The organism is Curtobacterium sp. MCLR17_042, assembly GCF_003234695.1.
Classification (GTDB): Bacteria; Actinomycetota; Actinomycetes; order Actinomycetales; family Microbacteriaceae; genus Curtobacterium; species Curtobacterium flaccumfaciens.
The window spans coordinates 107,182-126,900 of sequence record NZ_QKTD01000010.1 but is presented as its reverse complement, the minus strand read 5'-3'; the positions used below and the strand labels follow the sequence as shown (position 1 = coordinate 126,900).

Sequence of the window (19,719 nt, the reverse complement as noted above, 5' to 3'; positions counted from 1 at the left end):
GGCCGGGCGTGACCGGCGGGACGGACGTGATCCGGGCCTCCCGGCCGCGCCGCAGGCGGTCCACCGTCCACACGGACGGCGGTCCTCGCGCGCATCCCCGGTACGCTGGTGCCCGTGTCCCCGCGTGAGAATCCCTTCGGTCAGGTCCTCGTCGCCCTCGTGACCCCGTTCACGGCCGACGGCGAGGTCGACTGGCCCGGCGTCGAGCAGCACATCGACGACTGCATCACCGCCGGCGCCGACGGCATCGTCGTCACCGGCACGACCGGCGAGACGTCGACGCTGACCGACCCGGAGAAGCTCCGTCTGGTCGAGGTCGGCAAGTCCGTCGCCGCCGGCCGCGCGAAGATCATCACGGGCGGTGGCTCGAACGAGACCGCGCACGCGATCCACCTGTACAAGCAGAGCGAGAAGGCCGGCGCCGACGGCGTGATGATCGTCACGCCGTACTACAACAAGCCGACGCAGTCGGGTGTCCTCACCCACTTCCGGATGATCGCGGACGCCACCGACCTGCCGGTGATCCTGTACGACATCCCGGGCCGCACCGGCATCCCGATCACGTACGACACGATCCTGCGTGCGTCCAAGCACCCGAACATCCTCGCCGTGAAGGACGCCAAGGGTGACTTCGCCGAGGTCTCGCGGGTGCTGAACAACACCGACCTCATGTACTTCTCCGGCGACGACACGAACGTGCTCCCGCACCTGTCGATCGGCGCCACCGGCCTGATCGGCGTGACCGCGAACATCACGAGCGCGCCGTACCGCACCATCGTCGATGCGGTGAACCGGGGCGACCTGGCCACCGCGACGGCCGAGCACAAGCGACTCGAGCCGCTCGTCCGCGCCGTGATGACGCACGTTCCCGGTACCGTGGCCGCCAAGTACATCCTGCACGGGCTCGGCCGCATCGGAAGCCCGCGCGTCCGACTGCCGCTCGTCGGCCCCGAGGACTCCGAGGCGTACGCCATCGAGACCTCCCTCGAAGCCGTGCGCGACGTGCCCGGCGCCGACTTCTCGAACTTCCGCCCCGACCGCAACGCGGCGGCCGGCGGTGCACTACCGAAGGTGCCAGGCACCACCCGCTAGCGAACACCGCGGCGCGCAGCACGCGCGTCGCCCGAATCCGTAGGACCGAATGCCCACACAGATCTCCGAACCGCAGCCGCTCGAAGCCGGCACCCTCCGCGTCGTCCCCATCGGGGGCCTCGGCGAGATCGGTCGCAACATGACCGTCTACGAGTACGAGGGCAAGCTGCTCATCGTCGACGCCGGCGTGCTGTTCCCCGAGGAGCACCAGCCCGGTGTCGACCTGATCCTGCCGGACTTCTCGCCGATCCGTGACCGTCTCGACGACGTGCTCGGTGTCGTGCTCACGCACGGCCACGAAGACCACATCGGCGCCGTCCCGTACCTGCTCAAGCTCCGCGACGACATCCCGCTGATCGGCTCCACGCTGACCCTGGCGCTGGTCGAGGCGAAGCTCAAGGAACACCGGATCAAGCCGTACACGCTCGTCGTGGCCGAGGACCAGACCGAGCAGATCGGCCCGTTCCACCTCGAGTTCGTCGCCGTGAACCACTCCATCCCGGACGCCCTCGCCGTCGCGATCACGACCCCCGCCGGTCGTGTGCTGCACACGGGTGACTTCAAGATGGACCAGCTCCCGCTGGACGACCGCATCACCGACCTCCGTGCGTTCGCCCGTCTGGGCGAGGCCGGCGTGGACCTGTTCCTGCCGGACTCCACGAACGCCGACGTGCCGGGCTTCACCGCTCCGGAGCGCGACATCGGCCCGGTGCTCGAGAACATCATCATGCGCGCCCGCAAGAAGGTCGTCGTGGCGAGCTTCTCGTCGCATGTGCACCGCGTGCAGCAGGTCCTCGACGCCGCCGCAGCCGCGAACCGCAAGGTCGCGTTCATGGGCCGCTCGATGATCCGCAACATGACGATCGCCGCCGACCTCGGGTACCTGCGGGTGCCGGAGAACGTGCTCATCGACACGAAGAAGGCGAAGAACGTCCCCGACGACCAGATCGTCTACATGTCGACCGGGTCGCAGGGTGAGCCGATGGCCGTCCTGGCCCGCATGGCGAACCTCGAGCACCAGATCGAGATCGGCGAGGGCGACACCGTCATCCTCGCGTCGTCGCTCATCCCGGGCAACGAGAACGCCGTGTACCGCGTCATCGACGGGCTGACCAAGCTCGGTGCGAAGGTCGTGCACAAGGGCAACGCGAAGGTGCACGTCTCCGGACACGCCTCCGCCGGCGAGCTGCTCTACTGCTACAACATCCTGCGGCCGCGCAACGTGCTCCCCGTCCACGGCGAGCACCGCCACCTGTACGCGAACGCCGACCTGGCGATCCAGACGGGTGTCCCGCCGCGCAACGTGATCCTCGGGCAGGACGGCATCGTCGTCGACCTGAAGGACGGCGTCGCGACGGTCGCCGGCCAGCTCGACATCGGCTACGTCTACGTCGACGGCTCCACCGTCGGCGAGATCACCGACGCCGACCTGAAGGACCGCCGCGTCCTGGCGGAAGAGGGCTTCATCTCGATCTTCTGCGCGGTGGACTTCACCACCGGGCAGTGCGTGATCGGCCCGGAGATCCAGTCGCGCGGCTTCGCCGAGGACGACTCCGTCTTCGACGACGTCCGCCCGCAGATCGCCAAGGCGATCTCCGAGGCTGCGGCCAACGGCACGCGTGACTCGCACGCCTTCGCGCAGGTCGTCCGTCGCACGGTCGGTCGCTGGGTGAACACGAAGCACCGTCGTCGTCCGATGATCGTCCCGGTGGTCATCGAGGCGTAGGGCCCGTGCGCGGGTGGGCGGCGTTCGCGTTCGCGTCCGTCCGGCCCGGGAGGCCCGTCCAGCGTCCGTCACGGACGCTGCGGCGGGCCTTCCTGCGTTTGTCCTGAGCGGGCGTTAGGGTTCTGCCCATGGCCGGAGGCACCAAGTCGACCACGCGCTCGCGCGCGTCCACGTCGTCCCGTGGCAACGGGACGCGCGGTTCGTCGCGCACCCAGGCCACGACGAAGAAGCTGCCGCAGGCCGCACCCACGCCGGTGTTCCGCGAGCAGAACCCGCTCGTGACCTTCTGGCTCGCGATGGCGCACGGGGTCGGCGCGATGTTCCGGCTGCTCGGCAAGGAGACCCTCGAGAAGGACCAGCGGCGCGACGGGTTCCCGTTCCTGCTGTTCCTGCTGGCCATCGCCGGCGGGGTCGTCGAGTGGCTCAACCCGACCAACAGTGTCTCCGTCGCACTCGACGCGTACACGTTCGGTGGGCTGTTCGGCCGCCTGGCGTTCGCCCTGCCCGTCATCATGATCGTGTTCGCCGGGTGGTTGTTCCGGCACCCGGCCTCGGTGCACGACAACACCCGGATCGGCATCGGCCTGGGCATCCTGATCGTGTCGATCGCCTCGCTCTGCCACGTCTTCGGCGGCCGTCCGAGCGCGGCCGACGGCATGCCCGCGCTGGCCGCCGCCGGTGGGGTGCTGGGCTGGGTGGTCATCGGCTGGCTCGTCACGATCGCGACCGCCTGGGTGGCCGTCCCCGTGGCGATCGTGCTGCTGGTGCTCTCGCTCTTCATCATCACCAAGACGCCGCCGAACAAGCTCGGGCGACGCCTGCACGAGCTCTACGCCTACCTGTTCGGCGCCCCGGCCCCCGCAGCAGAACCCGAGGCCGACGCCGCCGCCGTGGCGGAGCCCGCTGCCCGCGCCCGCACGTCGAAGCGTGGCAAGAAGGGCGACACCGACTTCCAGCTGTTCGACGACCTCGGGTTCGGTGACGAGCAGGCCGCTGCCGACGCCGAAGCCGGTGGCGACAACGTGCCGTGGTGGCGCCGGAACAAGTCCGGGCGCGAAGAGGACCCGGCGTACGACAGCCCCGTGCTGCCCCCGGCCACCGGGGTCGCCCCGGCTGCCGCTGCCGTCGCACCAGCTGCCCCCGTCGTGCCCGCTGCGCCCGCGGTGAGCCCGAACGCCGGTGCCGCCGCCGGGCTCGTCGACCTCACGCCGGCCGAGCCCGCGTCGGTCAACCTCAACGACTCCGTCGAGCAGGACCTGCAGGACGCCGAGCAGGCGCTCCGCGCGTTCGGCACCGACGTCCCCGCGCGGCCGGAGCCGACCGCCGACATCCGTCCCGCGGTCCCCGAGGTGCTGGCCGAGCCCGAGATCGTCGACGAGCCGGAGGACATCGACGCCGCCGCCGAGCTGAGCGCCGCCGCCGCCGGTTCCGACGACGATCCGTCGAAGCCCTACCGGCTGCCCGCCGCCACGACGCTGAGCTCCGGAACGCCCTCGGTCGCGCGGAGCCAGGCGAACGACGACATCGTCGCCGCCATCACCGGGGTGCTCACCGAGTTCAAGGTCGACGCGAAGGTCACCGGGTTCTCCCGCGGGCCGACGGTGACCCGGTACGAGATCGAGCTCGGCCCCGGCGTCAAGGTCGAGCGGGTCACGGCCCTGTCGAAGAACCTGTCGTACGCGGTCGCCTCCAACGAGGTCCGCATCCTGTCGCCGATCCCGGGCAAGAGCGCCATCGGCGTCGAGATCCCGAACACCGACCGCGAGATCGTCTCGCTCGGTGACGTGCTGCGCTCGAACGCCGCCCGCAAGTCGAAGCACCCGATGACGATCGGCGTCGGCAAGGACGTCGAGGGCGGCTTCGTCGTCGCGAACCTCGCGAAGATGCCGCACCTGCTCGTCGCCGGCTCCACCGGTTCCGGCAAGTCGGTGTTCATCAACTCGATGATCACGTCGCTGCTGATGCGCGCGAAGCCGTCCGAGGTCCGCATGGTCCTGGTCGACCCGAAGCGCGTCGAGCTCTCGATCTACGCCGGTGTCCCGCACCTCATCACGCCCATCATCACGAACCCGAAGAAGGCGGCCGAAGCGCTGCAGTGGGTCGTGAAGGAGATGGACATGCGGTACGACGACCTGGCGTCGTTCGGGTTCCGCCACGTCGACGACTTCAACAAGGCGATCGAGAACAACGAGATCGTCCTGCCGGCGGGCAGCGAGCGGAAGCTCAAGCCGTACCCGTACCTGCTCGTCGTCGTCGACGAGCTCGCCGACCTCATGCTCGTGGCGCCGCGGGACGTCGAGGAGTCGATCGTCCGCATCACCCAGCTCGCCCGCGCCGCCGGCATCCACCTGGTGCTCGCGACGCAGCGCCCCTCGGTCGACGTCATCACCGGCCTGATCAAGGCGAACGTGCCGTCGCGCATCGCCTTCGCGGTGACGAGCGTCACGGACTCCCGCGTCATCCTCGACCAGCCGGGCGCCGACAAGCTCATCGGTCAGGGCGACGCGCTCTTCCTGCCGATGGGCTCGTCCAAGTCGCTCCGCGTGCAGGGTGCCTGGGTGCAGGAGGGCGAGGTCGCCGAGGTCGTCCAGCACGTCACGCGGCAGGCGCAGCCCGAGTACCGCCAGGACGTCCAGGCCGTGGTCGAGCGCAAGGAGATCGACGCCGACATCGGTGACGACCTGGAACTGCTGCTCGCGGCCGTCGAGCAGGTCGTGTCGACCCAGTTCGGCTCGACGTCGATGCTGCAGCGCAAGCTCCGCGTCGGCTTCGCCAAGGCCGGTCGCCTGATGGACCTGATGGAGTCGCGCGACATCGTCGGGCCGTCCGAGGGCTCGAAGGCCCGCGACGTCCTGGTGACCGCCGACCAGCTGCCCGCGGTGCTCGCGAAGCTCCGTGGCGAGGAGCCGCCCGCCGCGGCTGCTCCGGCGGCGCCGGCCCCGACGCCGTCCGGCGACGGTGACCGCTACGGAGCAGACCCCGTCGGGGACATGACCCGCGGGTACGATGAAGTCCACGACGAGCCTGATGAGGACGCGTGGGGACTGACGGGCAGGGAGTGACGGCGATGACCGCCTCGGACAGCACGAACACCACGCACGGCGCACGGTTCCCGTGGCGCGGGCGGCTGCTGCGCAAGGGCCCCGGCCCGGCGTCGACCGCGAACGTCGCGAACATCATCACGGTGGTGCGCATCCTCATGGCGCCGCTGTTCTTCGTCCTGCTGCTCACCGACGCCGGCAACGACGGGCCGCTGCGCATCTGGGCCGCGGTCGTGTTCGTCGTGGCCATCGTCACGGACAGCGCCGACGGCATCATCGCCCGTCGGCAGAACCTGGTCACGGACTTCGGCAAGCTCGTCGACCCGATCGCCGACAAGGTGCTCATCGGTGGTGCGCTCGTCGCGCTGTCGATCCTGGCCGAGTTGCCCTGGTACGTGACCGTGCTGATCATGGTGCGCGAGATCGGCATCACGGTCTTCCGGTTCGCGGTGCTCTCCGACCGGGTGATCCCGGCCAGCCGCGGCGGCAAGATCAAGACCGTGCTGCAGGCCGTCGCCCTGACGGCAGCGCTGTTCCCGTGGTGGAACCTGGTCGGCGACTGGGCGCACTGGGTCAACGGGATCCTGATGACGGCCGCGTTCCTGGCAACGATCCTGAGCGGGATCGACTACCTCTGGCAGGCATGGAAGCACAACCGCACCACCGCATGACCGGGCCCGACCGCTCGACGCAGGCCGCGCCTCCCGTCCCGGTCGCACCGGGACTCATCGCCGAACTGACGGCACGGGGCGAGACCCTCGCCGTGGCGGAGTCGCTGACCGGCGGACTCGTCGTCGCGACGCTCGTCGACGTGCCGGGCGCGAGCGCCGTCGTCCGCGGCGGCGTCGTGGCGTACGCGACGCCCGTGAAGCACTCGGTGCTCGGGGTCTCGGCGGAGCTGCTCGAGGCCGAGGGCGCCGTGCACCCCGAGGTCGCTCGGCAGATGGCCGCCGGTGTCCGGATCGCGCTGTCCGTCGACGGAGAACCCGCGACGTGGGGGATCAGCACGACGGGCGTCGCCGGCCCGGACCCGCAGGACGGCAAGCCCGTCGGCACCGTGTACGTGGGGATCGCCTCCGCCGCGGGGGCCGAGGCCTTCGAGCTGCACCTCGACGGTGACCGGGGAGCAATCCGGCACGCCACCGTCTCCGAACTCCTTGCACGGATGTCGTCCGAGGTCCGGGGCCGGGAATAGGTCCCGTTTCCACTGGGTTACATCTCACGAAATCTCCAGCAGTACGGCAGCCAGCCTGGCTAACATGCTGCAACCGGCAACGCTATTGTTGCTGAACCCGAACTCGATCCACCGGACCGAGCGGGCGCGGAGACGACAGAGAGGAGGAGTTCTCATGGTTCTCGTTCGTCAGGAAATCGGCGATGTGCTCCGGGACTTCCGCTTGCAGAAGGGCCGGACCCTCCGTCAGGTCGCGTCCAAGGCCAGTGTCGCGCTCGGGTACCTCAGTGAGGTCGAGCGCGGGCAGAAGGAAGCCAGCTCGGAGATCCTCGCGTCCGTCGCGGATGCTCTGGACACGCCCATCTCGACCATCATGCGCGAAGTGGGCGACCGCCTCGCGATCGTCGAGGGGCTGACCCCCGTTCCCGACACGCTCCCGGACGACCTCGTCGCCGAGTTCGACAACGACCTCGCGGTTCGCTGAGCGCACCGCACCGAACGCCCTCGCCGGTCCTTCCCGGCGGGGGCGTTCTGCGTTCCGGTCCACGACCACGCGCCTAGGCTGGTCGGATGCGCGTGAGTGAGTTCTGGCGAGCCGTCGACCAGGTGTTCGGCGAGGCCTACGGTTCCGTGGTCACCCGTGACGTCGTGCTCGAAGGGCTCGGTGGTCGCTCCGCCGTGGACGCCCTCGCCGCCGGCATCGACGCCCGCCGGGTGTGGGACGCACTGTGCGACTCGCAGGACGTCCCGATGGACCGTCGGCACGGCAAGGGCCTCGCCGAACCCCAGGACTGAGCGGGTTCCGCGGGGCGGCGCACCCGAAACTGTGTTCGGCGTGTTGCTCGAACGCGTGTTCGATCGGTGGTAGCTTCCTCCACAGCGGCGTCGCCCGGATGTTCCATCCACAGATCGCGTGACCGTCGGCAGTGATGTCGGTGGCTCGCCATAGGTTGATGGACATCGGGAACAGCCCGAAGCCTTGTCGCAGAACCATCGGCCTTGCACCATCGGCCGGCGTGGACGCGACAGCCTACAGGCGGCCGAACACGAGCACGAAGGAGCACCCCATGCCATCACCGGCAGACCGCGAGAAGGCCCTCGAGACCGCACTCGCACAGATCGACAGGCAGTTCGGCAAGGGTGCGATCATGCGCCTCGGTTCGGACGAACGCGCCCCCGTCAACGTCATCCAGACCGGGTCGGTGGCGCTGGACGTCGCGCTCGGCATCGGTGGCCTGCCCCGCGGCCGCATCGTCGAGATCTACGGCCCGGAGTCGTCGGGTAAGACGACCCTCACCATCCACGCCATCGCCAACGCCCAGCGCGCCGGTGGCATCGCGGCCTTCATCGACGCCGAGCACGCGCTCGACCCCGAGTACGCCAAGAAGCTCGGTGTCGACATCGACGCCCTGCTCGTGTCGCAGCCCGACACCGCCGAGCAGGCGCTCGAGATCGCGGACATGCTGGTCCGCTCCGGTTCCATCGACCTCATCGTCATCGACTCCGTCGCGGCCCTCGTGCCCCGTGCCGAGATCGAGGGCGAGATGGGTGACTCGCACGTCGGTCTGCAGGCCCGCCTCATGTCCCAGGCCCTGCGGAAGCTCGCCGGTGGCCTGAACCAGACGCAGACCACGATGATCTTCATCAACCAGCTGCGCGAGAAGATCGGCGTGTTCTTCGGTTCGCCCGAGACCACCTCGGGCGGTAAGGCGCTGAAGTTCTACGCGTCCGTCCGCCTCGACATCCGCCGCATCGAGACGCTCAAGAGCGGCACCGACGCGGTGGGCAACCGCACGCGTGTCAAGGTCGTCAAGAACAAGATGGCGCCGCCCTTCAAGCAGGCCGAGTTCGACATCCTGTACGGCGTCGGCATCTCGCGCGAAGGCTCGCTGCTCGACTTCGGTGTCGACCACGGCATCGTCAAGAAGTCGGGCGCCTGGTACACCTACGACGGCGACCAGCTCGGGCAGGGCAAGGAGAACTCGCGTTCCTTCCTGATCCAGAACCCCGAGATCGCTGCCGACATCGAAGGCAAGATCCTCGCCAAGCTCGGCGTCGGCGGCGCCAAGGCCGAGGACGCCCCGGTCGAGTCGATCGCGCCGAAGCTCGCGGAGCGCAAGGGCGCGTGAGCACCGACCACGACGACGACGGCCTCGCACCGGTCACCGACCTGTTCGGTGCGAGGTCTCGTCGCCGTGCCCCCGTCACTCCGGTGACGCCCGCGATCCCCGAGCCTCCGGTGTCACCGGACGAACCGCGCGACACCGACGGCTGGGCGCTGCCCGAGTCGGACGAAGGTCGTGCGGACGAGTTCCCCGCATCGTTCGACGCCGATTCGCCGGTGCCCCTGCACGGTGCCCGCGGGCCGGCAGCATGGGTGTCGCCCGTCATCGGAGACGGCAGCGGGCGCTCGAACCGTGCGGAGCAGAACGGCTACGACTCCGAGACGGCTGACGCCACCACGGCGTCGGTGTTCTCCATCGCCGGCGGCGAGGAGATCGACCCGGCCGACGCACCCCGTCCGCTCGACGAACAGCGCGCGGACGCCGAACGGCTCAGCCTGCGTGCCCTCGGGCGCAAGGGCGTGAGCGAGTCCGAGATGCGGACCCTGCTGCTGCAGCAGGACCTCGACCCCGACGTGGTCGAGCACGAGATCGAGCGGTTGACCCGTGTCGGGCTCCTCGACGACGTCGCCCTCGCCACCGACCTGGTGGATCGACTGCACGCCCGCAAGGGCCTCGGTCGACAGGGTGTCGTGACCGAGCTCCGTCGCCGGGGGATCGACCAGGTGGCGATCGACACCGCGCTCGACGAAGCAGCCGACGACGAGGACGACGAGTTCCTCCGCGCGCAGGAGCTCGCCGACAAGCGGGCGCCGCAGATGCGCGGACTCGACCGGGCGACCGCGGAACGCCGGCTGTCCGGCTTCCTGATGCGCAAGGGCTACAGCTCCGGTGTCGTCCGGATCGCCGTCGCGCGGGCACTCGACGGCGGCGGGAAACGGCCGCCTTCCGGCCGCGGGACCGTCCGGTTCGAGTAGCCGCTCCGACCTACACTGGGACGACCATGGCCACCGTCGAAGCGCGCCCCCGCACCTACGAAGTCCGCACCTACGGGTGCCAGATGAACGTCCACGACTCCGAGCGGTTGAGCGGCTCACTGCAGGCCGCGGGCTACACCGCTGCGGACGGTGCGCAGGCCGACGTCGTCGTCATCAACACCTGCGCGGTGCGCGAGAACGCGGACAACCGGCTGTACGGCAACCTCGGGCAGCTCGCGGGCGTCAAGCGCGAGCATCCCGGCATGCAGATCGCCGTCGGCGGGTGCCTGGCGCAGAAGGACAAGAACGTCATCCTCGAGAAGGCGCCGTGGGTCGACGTCGTCTTCGGCACGCACAACATGGGGTCGCTGCCGACCCTGCTCGAGCGGGCGCGGCACAACGACGAGGCGCAGATCGAGATCCTCGAGGCGCTCGACGTCTTCCCGTCGACGCTGCCGACCAAGCGCGACTCGACGCACAGCGGCTGGGTCTCCATCTCGGTCGGCTGCAACAACACCTGCACGTTCTGCATCGTCCCCTCGCTCCGTGGCAAGGAGAAGGACCGCCGTCCCGGTGACGTCCTGGCCGAGATCCAGGCGCTCGTCGACGACGGCGCGATCGAGGTCACGCTGCTCGGGCAGAACGTGAACTCCTACGGGGTCGAGTTCGGCGACCGACAGGCGTTCGGCAAGCTGCTGCGGGCCACCGGGGCCATCGAGGGGCTCGAGCGCGTCCGCTTCACCAGCCCGCACCCGGCGGCGTTCACCGACGACGTCATCGATGCGATGGCCGAGACCCCGAACGTGATGCCCCAGCTGCACATGCCGTTGCAGTCGGGTTCCGACCGGGTGCTCAAGGCCATGCGCCGGAGCTACCGCAGCGAGCGGTTCCTCGGCATCCTCGACCGCGTCCGCGCGAAGATCCCGCACGCGGCGATCTCCACCGACATCATCGTCGGGTTCCCCGGCGAGACCGACGCCGACTTCGAGGACACCCTGCGCGTCGTCGAGCAGGCACGGTTTGCCTCGGCGTTCACGTTCCAGTACTCGATCCGCCCGGGTACGCCGGCGGCGACGATGGACGACCAGCTGCCGAAGCACATCGTGCAGGAGCGCTACGAGCGACTCGTCGCCCTGCAGGAACGCATCACCGCGGAAGAGAATGCGCTGCAGGTCGGCCGGAGCGTCGAGGTGCTCGTCGCCTCGGGCGAAGGGCGTAAGGACGACGCCACCCGCCGGCTCTCCGGTCGCGCGGAGGACTCCCGGCTCGTGCACTTCACCGTGCCCGCCGGGTCCGAGGTCCCGCGCCCGGGCGACGTGGTCACCGTCGACATCACCCGTGCCGCACCGCACTTCCTGCTCGCCGACGACGACGCGCCGCTGCGCATCCGACGCACCCGGGCCGGCGACGCCTGGGACCGCGCGCAGGCCGAGAGCTGCGGCGTGCCCACGCCCGCTGCCGCCGCCGGCGACGGGCCCCGTCCGGTCTCGCTCGGGCTGCCCACGCTCCGTGTCGGCCGCTGAGCTCCCCGGGTCTGTGCCGACGAGCGCCGCGTCGCCGACATCCGGAGACGCCCCGGACATGATCGCAGTGGTCGGCGCGACGGGGACCGGCAAGTCCGACCTCGGCATCGCGATCGCAGAGCGGCTGCGTGCTGCCGGCCGCCCCGCGGAGATCATCAACGCGGATGCCATGCAGCTGTACCGGGGCATGGACATCGGCACTGCGAAGCTCCCGCCGGCGGAACGGCACGGCATCCCGCACCACCAGCTCGACGTGCTCGAGGTCACCGACGAGGCGAGCGTCGCCGCCTACCAGGTCGCCGCCCGAGCCGACGTCGACCGGATCCAGGCCGACGGTGGCGTGGCCGTCCTCGTCGGCGGCAGCGGCCTGTACGTCTCCGCGGTGCTGTTCGACCTGGCGTTCCCGGGCACCGATCCCGCGCTCCGCGCGCAGCTCGAGCGCGAGCACGAGGAGCTCGGCCCGGGCATCCTGCTCGACCGACTCCGCGCCCTCGACCCGGCGGCCGCCGCGACGATCGACGCGCGCAACCCACGGCGGTTGATCCGTGCACTCGAGATAGCGAGCCGATCCGAGGTCGTGACCCCGAGCCTCCCGGCCGCGCCCAGCGCCTGGCGACCGTCCCGGATCCTGCACCTGCGGCGTGACCGCGAGCAGCTCGTGTCGGCGCTGCACGAGCGGGCCGCGCGGATGTTCGAGGCCGGACTCGTCGATGAGGTCGCGGCGCTCCGCGAGCAGGGACTCGAGCAGGGCAAGACCGCGCGGGGTGCCATCGGGTACTCGCAGGCGCTCGAGGTGCTCGCCGGCACGGCGACCCGCGATCAGGCGGTCGAGGCGACCGGCATCGCGACCCGCAAGTACGCCCGGCGGCAGGTGTCGTGGTTCCGCCGGTACGCCGATGCCGAGACGCTCGACGTCACGGGCGCGGACCGCGGCGACCTGTCGGAACTGGCCCGTAGGATCGTGCCGTGACCGAGCTGCACTTCACCAAGGGCCAGGGGACCGGCAACGACTTCGTCCTGTTCGCCGACCCCGACGCCACCGTCGACCTGACCCCCGAGCGGATCCGCGCCATCGCGGACCGACGCTTCGGCGTTGGCGGCGACGGCGTGATCCGCGCGGTGCGGTCCGAGGCGATCCCCGAGGGGCGGGCGCTCGTGGCCGTCGAGCCCGAGGCGACCTGGTTCATGGACTACCACAACGCCGACGGCACGGTCGCGGAGATGTGCGGCAACGGCATCCGCGTGTTCGCCAGGTACCTGACCGAGTCCGGCCTGGTCGAGCTTGCTCCCGGCGAGACGCTCACCGTCGGCAGTCGCAAGGGGCTGGTCGACATCCAGCGCACCACGAACGGGTTCGCCGCCGACCTCGGTCGATGGGGCCTGGGCATCGAGGGCGGTGGCTCCGACGACGTGCTCGTCCGGGCCAAGAACCTCGACGGGGCGCGGCCCGGCATCGGCATCGACGTGGGCAACCCGCACGTGGTCGTCGCCGTCGAGACCGAGGACGAACTGGCCGACCTCGACCTGACCTTCCTGCCGGTGCTCGACCCGGCACCGGAGCACGGTGCGAACGTCGAGTTCGTGCTGCCCGGCGACCCCCTCATCAAGGACGGCGTCGGCGAGATCACGATGCGGGTGCACGAGCGGGGGAGCGGTGAGACGCTCTCGTGCGGCACCGGGGCCGTCGCTGCGGCCCTCGCGACGCGCTACTGGGTCGGTGCGGGGGCGCCGGACACCTGGCGCGTGCGGGTGCCGGGCGGGCTGCTGACGGTGCGGATGACGGCGACCGAGGACGGCGAGCACGTCTCGCTGTCCGGTCCCGCCGAGCTCGTGTTCTCCGGCGACCTGACGGTCTGACGGTCTGACGGTCGGACGCGGAGCCTCGTTGCCGTTTCGTGAGCAGAAATGGTCGGGTGCCCAGCGGCGACCCGACCATTCCTGCTCACGAAGTGCACGCACACGAAGTGCACGCCCGCGCTCGCGCACGCACACGAAGTGCGCTCGCGCCCTACGCGCTGCGCCGCACCCGGATCACGCGGAACCCCTTCGCCGTCGACTCCCGCGTGACCGCGAACCCCGAGCCGAGCGCGCCGACGAGCCACTTCTGCAACGAGTCGCCCCCGAGGTCCTTCGACACGACGAGCCAGGCGTCGCCCCCGACCTCGAGCCGGGGCAGCCACGTCAGCAGGATCTGGTGCAGCTCGTCCTTGCCGACACGGATCGGCGGGTTCGACCAGATCGTGCGGAAGCGCAGGTCGGCCGGCACGTCGTCGGGCAGCGCGATCGTGACGTTCGATGCCCCAGCAGCAGCAGCGTTGGCGCGCGCGAGCCCGAGCACCCGATCGTTGACGTCGACGCCCCACACCTGGGCCTCGGGGGACTGCAGGGCCATGGTGATCGCGATCGGGCCCCAGCCGCAGCCGATGTCGAGCAGGGCACCGTCGGCAGCGGGTGCCGGCACCGAACCGAGCAGGACCTTCGTGCCGCGGTCGACGCCGTCGGGGCTGAAGACCCCCGCCGCGGTCGACAGGGTGAGGGGCTGACCGGCGAGCGTGACGTGCACCTGGCGCGGCCGGAGTTCGCTCTCGGGGGTGGCCGAGAAGTAGTGGTCGTTCGCCATGGATGAACCGTACCGGCAACCGAGTGTGTCGGAGGGCCTCCAGAGGTAGCCTGTGCACAGGATGACGGATACCCATCAGCAGAACCACCAGACCAACGACGACAGCGCAGACGGTGTCGTCGAGAGGGTGTTGCGCAACGCAGACCACCGCGCAGCATCGTCCATCTTCGCACCCGCCCAGGCCATCCAGACGCAGTCGGTCGACGACCGCAGCTGGACCGGCGACGGCGACCAGTACGACCGTGAGGACCGAGCGGCGCTGCGCCGTGTCGCCGGCCTCTCCACCGAACTCGAGGACGTCACCGAGGTCGAGTACCGCCAGCTGCGGCTCGAGCAGGTCGTCCTGATCGGCGTGTACCCCCAGGGCGACGCCTCGGACGCCGAGAACTCCCTCCGCGAGCTCGCGGCACTCGCCGAGACCGCGGGCGCCGTGGTGCTCGACGGGCTCCTCCAGCGCCGGCCGAACCCGGACCCGGCCACCTACCTGGGCAAGGGCAAAGCCCAGGAGCTCGCGATGGTCGTCAAAGCCACCGGCGCCGACACCGTCATCGCCGACACCGAACTGGCACCCTCGCAGCGTCGTGCGCTCGAGGACGTCGTGAAGGTGAAGGTCATCGACCGCACGGCCGTGATCCTCGACATCTTCAGCCAGCACGCGAAGACCCGCGAGGGGAAGGCGCAGGTCGAACTCGCCCAGCTGCAGTACCTGCTGCCTCGACTGCGCGGTTGGGGTGACTCGATGTCCCGGCAGGCCGGCGGCCAGGTCTCCGGAGGCGCTGGCATGGGCTCTCGTGGCCCCGGTGAGACGAAGATGGAGCTCGACCGCCGCAAGATCCACACGCGGATGGCGAAGCTCCGCCGGCAGATCGCCGGGTTCACCCCGGCCCGTGAGGCCAAGCGTGCCGAGCGCAACCGCAACGAGGTGCCGAGCGTCGCGATCGCGGGCTACACCAACGCCGGCAAGTCGTCGCTGCTCAACCGGCTGACGAGCGCGGGCGTGCTGGTGCAGAATCAGCTGTTCGCGACGCTGGATGCCACCGTCCGTCGGACCGAGAGCGCCAAGGGCCGGGAGTTCACGTTCGTCGACACGGTCGGCTTCGTCCGCAACCTGCCGCACCAGCTCGTCGAGGCCTTCCGCTCCACCCTCGAAGAGGTCGGCGACGCCGACGTCATCGTGCACGTGGTCGACGGCTCGCACCCCGACCCCGGTGCGCAGCTGTCCACCGTGCGCGAGGTCATCGGCGACGTCGGTGCGGGTGACATCCCGGAGATCGTCGTCTTCAACAAGGCCGATCTGATCGACGACGCGCAGCGCCTCGTGCTCATCGGACTCGTGCCGGACGCGGTGTTCGTGTCGGCGCGCACGGGCGAGGGCATCCCGGAGCTCCTCAGCGTCATCGAGGACCGCCTGCCGGAGCCCGACGTCGACCTGACGATCGTGGTGCCGTACGACCGCGGCGACCTGGTGTCGTCGCTGCACGACACCGGCTCGGTCGAGTCCGTCGACTACGTCGAGGACGGCACGCGCCTGCGGGTGCGCGTCTTCCAGCGGCAGGTCTCCGAGCTCGAGCCCTACGTGGTCACGCCGGTCCCCACCGTCTGACGACCGGCTCTGGCGGGCGCTGGCGCTGGGAAGCGCTGCCGCGCGGCCTGGAGGCCCGTGACGGGTCCGCCGGACGCCGTCACGTCGCCGAGACGCCCCGGAACACACGAAACGCCGCCGGATCCGGCGGCGTTTCGCCGTGCTGGGGGCGTCATACGGGGACGACGGCGTCTCGCGCTGGTGCAGCGCGGGCCGCGGTCAGAGGGAGCGGAGGACCGCGACGACCTTGCCGAGGACCGAGGCCGCGTCGCCGAGGATCGGCTCGAAGGCGGAGTTGCGCGGCAGCAGCCACGTGTGACCGTCGCGCTGGCGGAAGACCTTGACCGTCGCCTCTTCGTCGAGCATGGCCGCGACGATGTCACCGTTCTCGGCGGTCTGCTGCGACCGGACGACGACCCAGTCACCGTCGCAGATCGCGGCGTCGATCATCGACTCACCGACGACCTTGAGCATGAACAGCTCGCCGGTGCCGACGAGCTGTCGGGGGAGCGGGATGATCTCGTCGACGTGCTGCTCGGCGGTGATCGGGACACCGGCGGCGATCCGGCCGACGAGCGGCACGAGCGTGGTGGCGTCGATGTCCGGGCCGCCGACGTCGGACGACGGCTCGTCGACCAGGACCTCGAGCGCGCGCGGGCGGTTCGGGTCGCGGCGGATCCAGCCACCGAGCTCGAGCTGGCCGAGCTGGTGGGAGACGCTGGAGAGCGAGGAGAGCCCGGCGGCGTCGCCGATCTCGCGCATGCTCGGCGGGTAGCCCCGTGAGGCGATCGACGCACGGATCGCGTCGAAGATCGCCTGCTGCTTCGGCGTCAGCGGCTTCTGGCCCCGCAGTTCGTCCACCACGTCGTCTCGCTTTCGTCGGTGCCGGTCCGGCCGCGGCGGGAATGTCGGTGGTCCCCGTCAGGCTTGTCCCAGTCGATCGAAACAGTATCCGACCAGCCAGGGCCGGACAAACACCTGTTCGAGCGTGTCGCAAGAAAACCCCGCAGAAATCCACTCCCAGGACTTGTGCGTCCGCTGATTCGAAACTATGTTCGGTACACGACTTCGGTTCCACCGAACGGGAAGGCAAGAACGACATGAGCACCATCGCCATCGCTGACATCCAGCGCACCGCGGCGCCCGCCGTGCGTACCCGCCTGCGTCTGACGCGTCGCGGCCGCATCGTCTTCACGACGCTCGCCGCGCTCCCGCTCCTCATCGTCGTCGCCCTCGGCGTGCTGAACGGCGGGCAGGCCTCCGCCGGAGACGCCACCGCCGGCGGCGCCCGCACCCAGTTCGAGACCGTGACGATCCAGCCGGGCGAGACGCTCTGGCAGCTCGCCGAGCAGACGGCCCCGAACTCGGACCCGCGTGACTTCGTGCAGGACGTCGTGAGCCTCAACGCGCTCGACGGCTCCGCGCTGCAGGCCGGCGAAGAGATCGCCATCCCCACCAAGTACACCGACGGCGAGTAGCCACTCTGGCAGTGCCGTCCAGACGGCTGGTCGTCGCACGGTGACAGCGGCCTACGATGGATCGGTGGCATTCACGCTCGAAGACCTCCCGATCCGAGACGACCTGCGCGGGCAGAGTCCGTACGGCGCCCCGCAGAAACACGTCCGCGTGCAGCTCAACGTCAACGAGAACACGCATCCCGTTCCGGACGACGTCGCTGCCGACATCGTCGAGTCGATCCGGCAGGCCCTGCTGACGGTCAACCGCTACCCGGACCGCGAGTTCACCGAGCTCCGGCAGTCGCTCGCCGACTACCTCGGACACGACCTGACCGCCGAGCAGCTCTGGGCGGCGAACGGGTCGAACGAGGTGTTGCAGCAGCTCCTCCAGGCGTTCGGCGGGCCCGGTCGCTCGGTGCTCGGGTTCCCGCCCACCTACTCGATGCACTCGATCCTCGCGTCGGGCACCGGCACCACGTGGATCCCGGCCCAGCGGGACGATGAGTTCCGCATCTCGCCCGAGACCGTCGTGGCGGCGATCCGAGAGCACCAGCCGGACATCGTGTTCCTGTGCGGGCCGAACAACCCGACGGGGACCCCGCTCGACATCGAGACGATCGCGGCCGCCTACGACGCGACCGACGGCATCGTGATGGTGGACGAGGCGTACGCCGAGTTCATGCCGTCCGACGCCCCGAGCGCCCTCACGCTGCTGCCCGGTCGTGAGCGCCTGGTGGTCTCCCGCACGATGAGCAAGGCGTTCGCGTTCGCCGGTGCCCGGGTCGGCTACATGGCCGCACACCCCGCCGTCGTCGACGCCGTCCGGCTGGTCCGGCTGCCGTACCACCTGTCCGCGCTGACCCAGGCGGCGGCGATCGCGGCACTCCGGCACGCCCCCGAGATGCTGGCGATGGTCGACGACATCAAGGGGCAGCGTGACCGCATGGTCACCGAGCTCCAGGCCATGGGGTACCGCACCTACGAGACCTGGTCGAACTTCGTCCTCTTCGGTGGTGTCGCCGACCCGAACGCCGCGTTCGAGGCGCTGCTCGAGCGCGACGTCATCGTGCGCGACCTCGGGATCCCGAACCACCTGCGTGTGAGTGCGGGGACCGAAGCCGAGACGACCGCGTTCCTCGACGCCATGCGGCAGGTCGCCGCCGAGCAGCCGCCGGTTAGGGTTGAGGCATGACCGCCCGCACCGCCTCGATCAGCCGTTCGACGAGCGAATCGAGTGTCGAACTCGAGCTCGACCTGGACGGCACCGGGACCTCGTCGATCTCGACCTCCGTCCCGTTCTTCGACCACATGCTGACCGCGTTCAGCAAGCACTCCCTGATCGACCTGCGGGTGCGTTCGACGGGTGACACCGACATCGACGTGCACCACACGGTCGAGGACACCGGCATCGTGCTCGGTCAGGCGATCAAGCAGGCCCTCGGCGACCGCTCCGGCATCGGCCGGTACGGCGACGCCCTGGTCCCGTTGGACGAAGCGCTGGCCCAGGCCGTCGTCGACGTCTCCGGGCGTCCGTTCCTGGTGCACTCCGGCGAGCCCGCGGGCTTCGAGTTCCACCGCATCGGCGGCCACTTCACCGGCTCGATGGTCCGCCACGTGTTCGAGGCGATCACGTTCAACGCCGGCATCACCGTCCACGTCCGCGTGCTCGAGGGCCGCGACCCCCACCACATCGCCGAAGCCGAGTTCAAGGCGTTCGCCCGTGCCGTGCGCAAGGCGGTCGAACTGGACCCGCGCGTCGACGGCATCCCCTCCACGAAGGGTGCCCTGTGACCGCCGCCAAGCCGAACGTCGTCGTCCTCGACTACGGGTCGGGGAACGTCCACTCCGCCGCCAAGGCACTCGAGCGCGCCGGCGCCGAGGTCACCCTGACCTCGGACAAGCAGGCGGCGCTCAAGGCCGACGGCCTGCTCGTCCCCGGCGTCGGGGCGTTCGCCGCCGTGATCGACCAGCTCGAGGGCGTGCAGGGCGGCGAGATCGTCGACCACCGTCTGGCCGGCGGGCGACCCGTGCTCGGCATCTGCGTCGGCATGCAGGTCCTGTTCTCGCGGGGCATCGAGCGTGGTGCCGACGTCGAAGGGCTCGGGCAGTGGCCCGGCACCGTGCAGGAGATCCAGGCCGAGGTGCTGCCGCACATGGGCTGGAACACCGTGCAGGCCCCCGAGGACTCCGTGCTGTTCGACGGGCTGCACGACGAGCGTTTCTACTTCGTGCACTCCTACGGCGTGACCGACTTCCCGCTCGAGGCGTACGGGCCGTTCCGTGCGCCCCGTCTGACCTGGGCGGAGCACGGGCAGCCGTTCATCGCCGCGGTCGAGAACGGGCCGCTCACCGCCACGCAGTTCCACCCCGAGAAGTCCGGCGAGCCGGGCATCCGCCTGCTCTCCAACTGGGTGCGTTCGCTCTGAACCCGGCCGGTGCCGGGCGCGACGGCCGTGCCGGACGC

The 19,719-nt window shown here is 70.2% G+C and carries 19 protein-coding genes; 17 read left to right on the top strand and 2 right to left on the bottom strand.

What is annotated here, in order from left to right:
* Positions 1-114: 114 nt before the first annotated feature.
* From dapA to dapF, 12 genes are all read left to right on the top strand, one after another.
* On the top strand, positions 115-1,092 hold the full coding sequence (gene dapA / locus DEJ02_RS11560) for a 4-hydroxy-tetrahydrodipicolinate synthase (protein ID WP_017885921.1): 978 nt from the start codon (positions 115-117) through the stop codon (positions 1,090-1,092).
* Between the two features lie 49 nt (positions 1,093-1,141).
* A complete protein-coding gene (locus tag DEJ02_RS11555) occupies positions 1,142-2,818 on the top strand; it encodes a ribonuclease J (RefSeq protein WP_027464761.1) in 1,677 nt (558 codons plus the stop codon).
* A gap of 128 nt (positions 2,819-2,946) precedes the next feature.
* On the top strand, positions 2,947-5,880 hold the full coding sequence (locus DEJ02_RS11550) for a DNA translocase FtsK (RefSeq protein ID WP_111033181.1): 2,934 nt from the start codon (positions 2,947-2,949) through the stop codon (positions 5,878-5,880).
* A 5-nt stretch (positions 5,881-5,885) separates the two neighbouring features.
* Positions 5,886-6,530, top strand: coding sequence for a CDP-diacylglycerol--glycerol-3-phosphate 3-phosphatidyltransferase (gene pgsA / locus DEJ02_RS11545; RefSeq protein ID WP_164941245.1), 645 nt, complete (start codon positions 5,886-5,888; stop codon positions 6,528-6,530).
* A complete protein-coding gene (locus DEJ02_RS11540) occupies positions 6,527-7,054 on the top strand; it encodes a CinA family protein (protein ID WP_110864739.1) in 528 nt (175 codons plus the stop codon). Before pgsA ends, DEJ02_RS11540 begins: the two co-directional genes overlap by 4 nt.
* A 154-nt stretch (positions 7,055-7,208) precedes the next feature.
* Entirely contained in the window at positions 7,209-7,517 is a 309-nt protein-coding gene (locus DEJ02_RS11535; protein WP_027464765.1) for a helix-turn-helix domain-containing protein, read from the top strand.
* Positions 7,518-7,603: 86 nt separating this feature from the next.
* A complete protein-coding gene (locus DEJ02_RS11530) occupies positions 7,604-7,828 on the top strand; it encodes a DUF3046 domain-containing protein (protein WP_017885915.1) in 225 nt (74 codons plus the stop codon).
* 272 nt (positions 7,829-8,100) lie between these two features.
* Positions 8,101-9,162: a recombinase RecA gene (gene recA, locus DEJ02_RS11525; protein WP_027464767.1), complete on the top strand. Its 1,062-nt coding sequence runs from the start codon at positions 8,101-8,103 to the stop codon at positions 9,160-9,162.
* Complete coding sequence (locus tag DEJ02_RS11520; RefSeq protein WP_111033180.1) at positions 9,159-10,073, top strand: regulatory protein RecX; 915 nt, start codon at positions 9,159-9,161, stop codon at positions 10,071-10,073. The genes recA and DEJ02_RS11520 overlap by 4 nt, the downstream gene beginning before the upstream one ends.
* A 26-nt stretch (positions 10,074-10,099) precedes the next feature.
* Positions 10,100-11,596: a tRNA (N6-isopentenyl adenosine(37)-C2)-methylthiotransferase MiaB gene (gene miaB, locus DEJ02_RS11515; protein WP_111033179.1), complete on the top strand. Its 1,497-nt coding sequence runs from the start codon at positions 10,100-10,102 to the stop codon at positions 11,594-11,596.
* A gap of 58 nt (positions 11,597-11,654) precedes the next feature.
* Complete coding sequence (gene miaA, locus DEJ02_RS11510; RefSeq protein ID WP_111033178.1) at positions 11,655-12,566, top strand: tRNA (adenosine(37)-N6)-dimethylallyltransferase MiaA; 912 nt, start codon at positions 11,655-11,657, stop codon at positions 12,564-12,566.
* On the top strand, positions 12,563-13,453 hold the full coding sequence (gene dapF / locus DEJ02_RS11505; protein WP_027464770.1) for a diaminopimelate epimerase: 891 nt from the start codon (positions 12,563-12,565) through the stop codon (positions 13,451-13,453). The genes miaA and dapF overlap by 4 nt, the downstream gene beginning before the upstream one ends.
* A 151-nt stretch (positions 13,454-13,604) precedes the next feature.
* Here the strand turns inward: dapF and DEJ02_RS11500 are convergent, their stop codons facing one another.
* Positions 13,605-14,216, bottom strand: coding sequence for a class I SAM-dependent methyltransferase (locus DEJ02_RS11500; protein WP_111033177.1), 612 nt, complete (start codon positions 14,214-14,216; stop codon positions 13,605-13,607).
* A 61-nt stretch (positions 14,217-14,277) separates the two neighbouring features.
* Between DEJ02_RS11500 and hflX the strand changes: the two genes are divergently transcribed.
* Positions 14,278-15,819: a GTPase HflX gene (gene hflX, locus DEJ02_RS11495; RefSeq protein WP_111033176.1), complete on the top strand. Its 1,542-nt coding sequence runs from the start codon at positions 14,278-14,280 to the stop codon at positions 15,817-15,819.
* Between the two features lie 198 nt (positions 15,820-16,017).
* Here hflX and lexA read toward each other — a convergent pair whose 3' ends face one another.
* Positions 16,018-16,662 (bottom strand): transcriptional repressor LexA, encoded by a 645-nt coding sequence (gene lexA / locus DEJ02_RS11490; RefSeq protein WP_027464773.1) that lies wholly within the window; start codon positions 16,660-16,662, stop codon positions 16,018-16,020.
* 236 nt (positions 16,663-16,898) lie between these two features.
* Here lexA and DEJ02_RS11485 point away from each other — a divergent pair, with 236 nt between their 5' ends.
* The 4 genes from DEJ02_RS11485 to hisH all read left to right on the top strand — a co-directional run bounded on the left by DEJ02_RS11485 (position 16,899) and on the right by hisH (position 19,681).
* A complete protein-coding gene (locus DEJ02_RS11485) occupies positions 16,899-17,276 on the top strand; it encodes a LysM peptidoglycan-binding domain-containing protein (protein ID WP_027464774.1) in 378 nt (125 codons plus the stop codon).
* Between the two features lie 64 nt (positions 17,277-17,340).
* Entirely contained in the window at positions 17,341-18,447 is a 1,107-nt protein-coding gene (locus tag DEJ02_RS11480; protein ID WP_111033175.1) for a histidinol-phosphate transaminase, read from the top strand.
* Positions 18,444-19,046 carry an imidazoleglycerol-phosphate dehydratase HisB gene (gene hisB / locus DEJ02_RS11475; RefSeq protein WP_111033174.1) on the top strand — a complete coding sequence of 201 codons (603 nt, stop codon included), beginning with the start codon at positions 18,444-18,446 and terminating at the stop codon, positions 19,044-19,046. Before DEJ02_RS11480 ends, hisB begins: the two co-directional genes overlap by 4 nt.
* Entirely contained in the window at positions 19,043-19,681 is a 639-nt protein-coding gene (hisH, locus tag DEJ02_RS11470; protein WP_071405609.1) for an imidazole glycerol phosphate synthase subunit HisH, read from the top strand. The genes hisB and hisH overlap by 4 nt, the downstream gene beginning before the upstream one ends.
* Positions 19,682-19,719: the final 38 nt, after the last annotated feature.

What these genes read in the sequence shown, in the direction of transcription:
- hisB (WP_111033174.1), top strand. Translation starts at nt 18,444, where the DNA reads ATGACCGCCCGCACCGCCTCGATCAGCCGTTCGACGAGCGAATCGAGT.
- miaB (WP_111033179.1), top strand. Translation starts at nt 10,100, where the DNA reads ATGGCCACCGTCGAAGCGCGCCCCCGCACCTACGAAGTCCGCACCTAC.
- DEJ02_RS11540 (WP_110864739.1), top strand. Translation starts at nt 6,527, where the DNA reads ATGACCGGGCCCGACCGCTCGACGCAGGCCGCGCCTCCCGTCCCGGTC.
- DEJ02_RS11530 (WP_017885915.1), top strand. Translation starts at nt 7,604, where the DNA reads ATGCGCGTGAGTGAGTTCTGGCGAGCCGTCGACCAGGTGTTCGGCGAG.
- DEJ02_RS11500 (WP_111033177.1), bottom strand. Translation starts at nt 14,216, where the DNA reads ATGGCGAACGACCACTACTTCTCGGCCACCCCCGAGAGCGAACTCCGG.
- pgsA (WP_164941245.1), top strand. Translation starts at nt 5,886, where the DNA reads ATGACCGCCTCGGACAGCACGAACACCACGCACGGCGCACGGTTCCCG.
- DEJ02_RS11535 (WP_027464765.1), top strand. Translation starts at nt 7,209, where the DNA reads ATGGTTCTCGTTCGTCAGGAAATCGGCGATGTGCTCCGGGACTTCCGC.
- miaA (WP_111033178.1), top strand. Translation starts at nt 11,655, where the DNA reads ATGATCGCAGTGGTCGGCGCGACGGGGACCGGCAAGTCCGACCTCGGC.
- recA (WP_027464767.1), top strand. Translation starts at nt 8,101, where the DNA reads ATGCCATCACCGGCAGACCGCGAGAAGGCCCTCGAGACCGCACTCGCA.
- DEJ02_RS11485 (WP_027464774.1), top strand. Translation starts at nt 16,899, where the DNA reads ATGAGCACCATCGCCATCGCTGACATCCAGCGCACCGCGGCGCCCGCC.
- hflX (WP_111033176.1), top strand. Translation starts at nt 14,278, where the DNA reads ATGACGGATACCCATCAGCAGAACCACCAGACCAACGACGACAGCGCA.
- DEJ02_RS11555 (WP_027464761.1), top strand. Translation starts at nt 1,142, where the DNA reads ATGCCCACACAGATCTCCGAACCGCAGCCGCTCGAAGCCGGCACCCTC.
- DEJ02_RS11550 (WP_111033181.1), top strand. Translation starts at nt 2,947, where the DNA reads ATGGCCGGAGGCACCAAGTCGACCACGCGCTCGCGCGCGTCCACGTCG.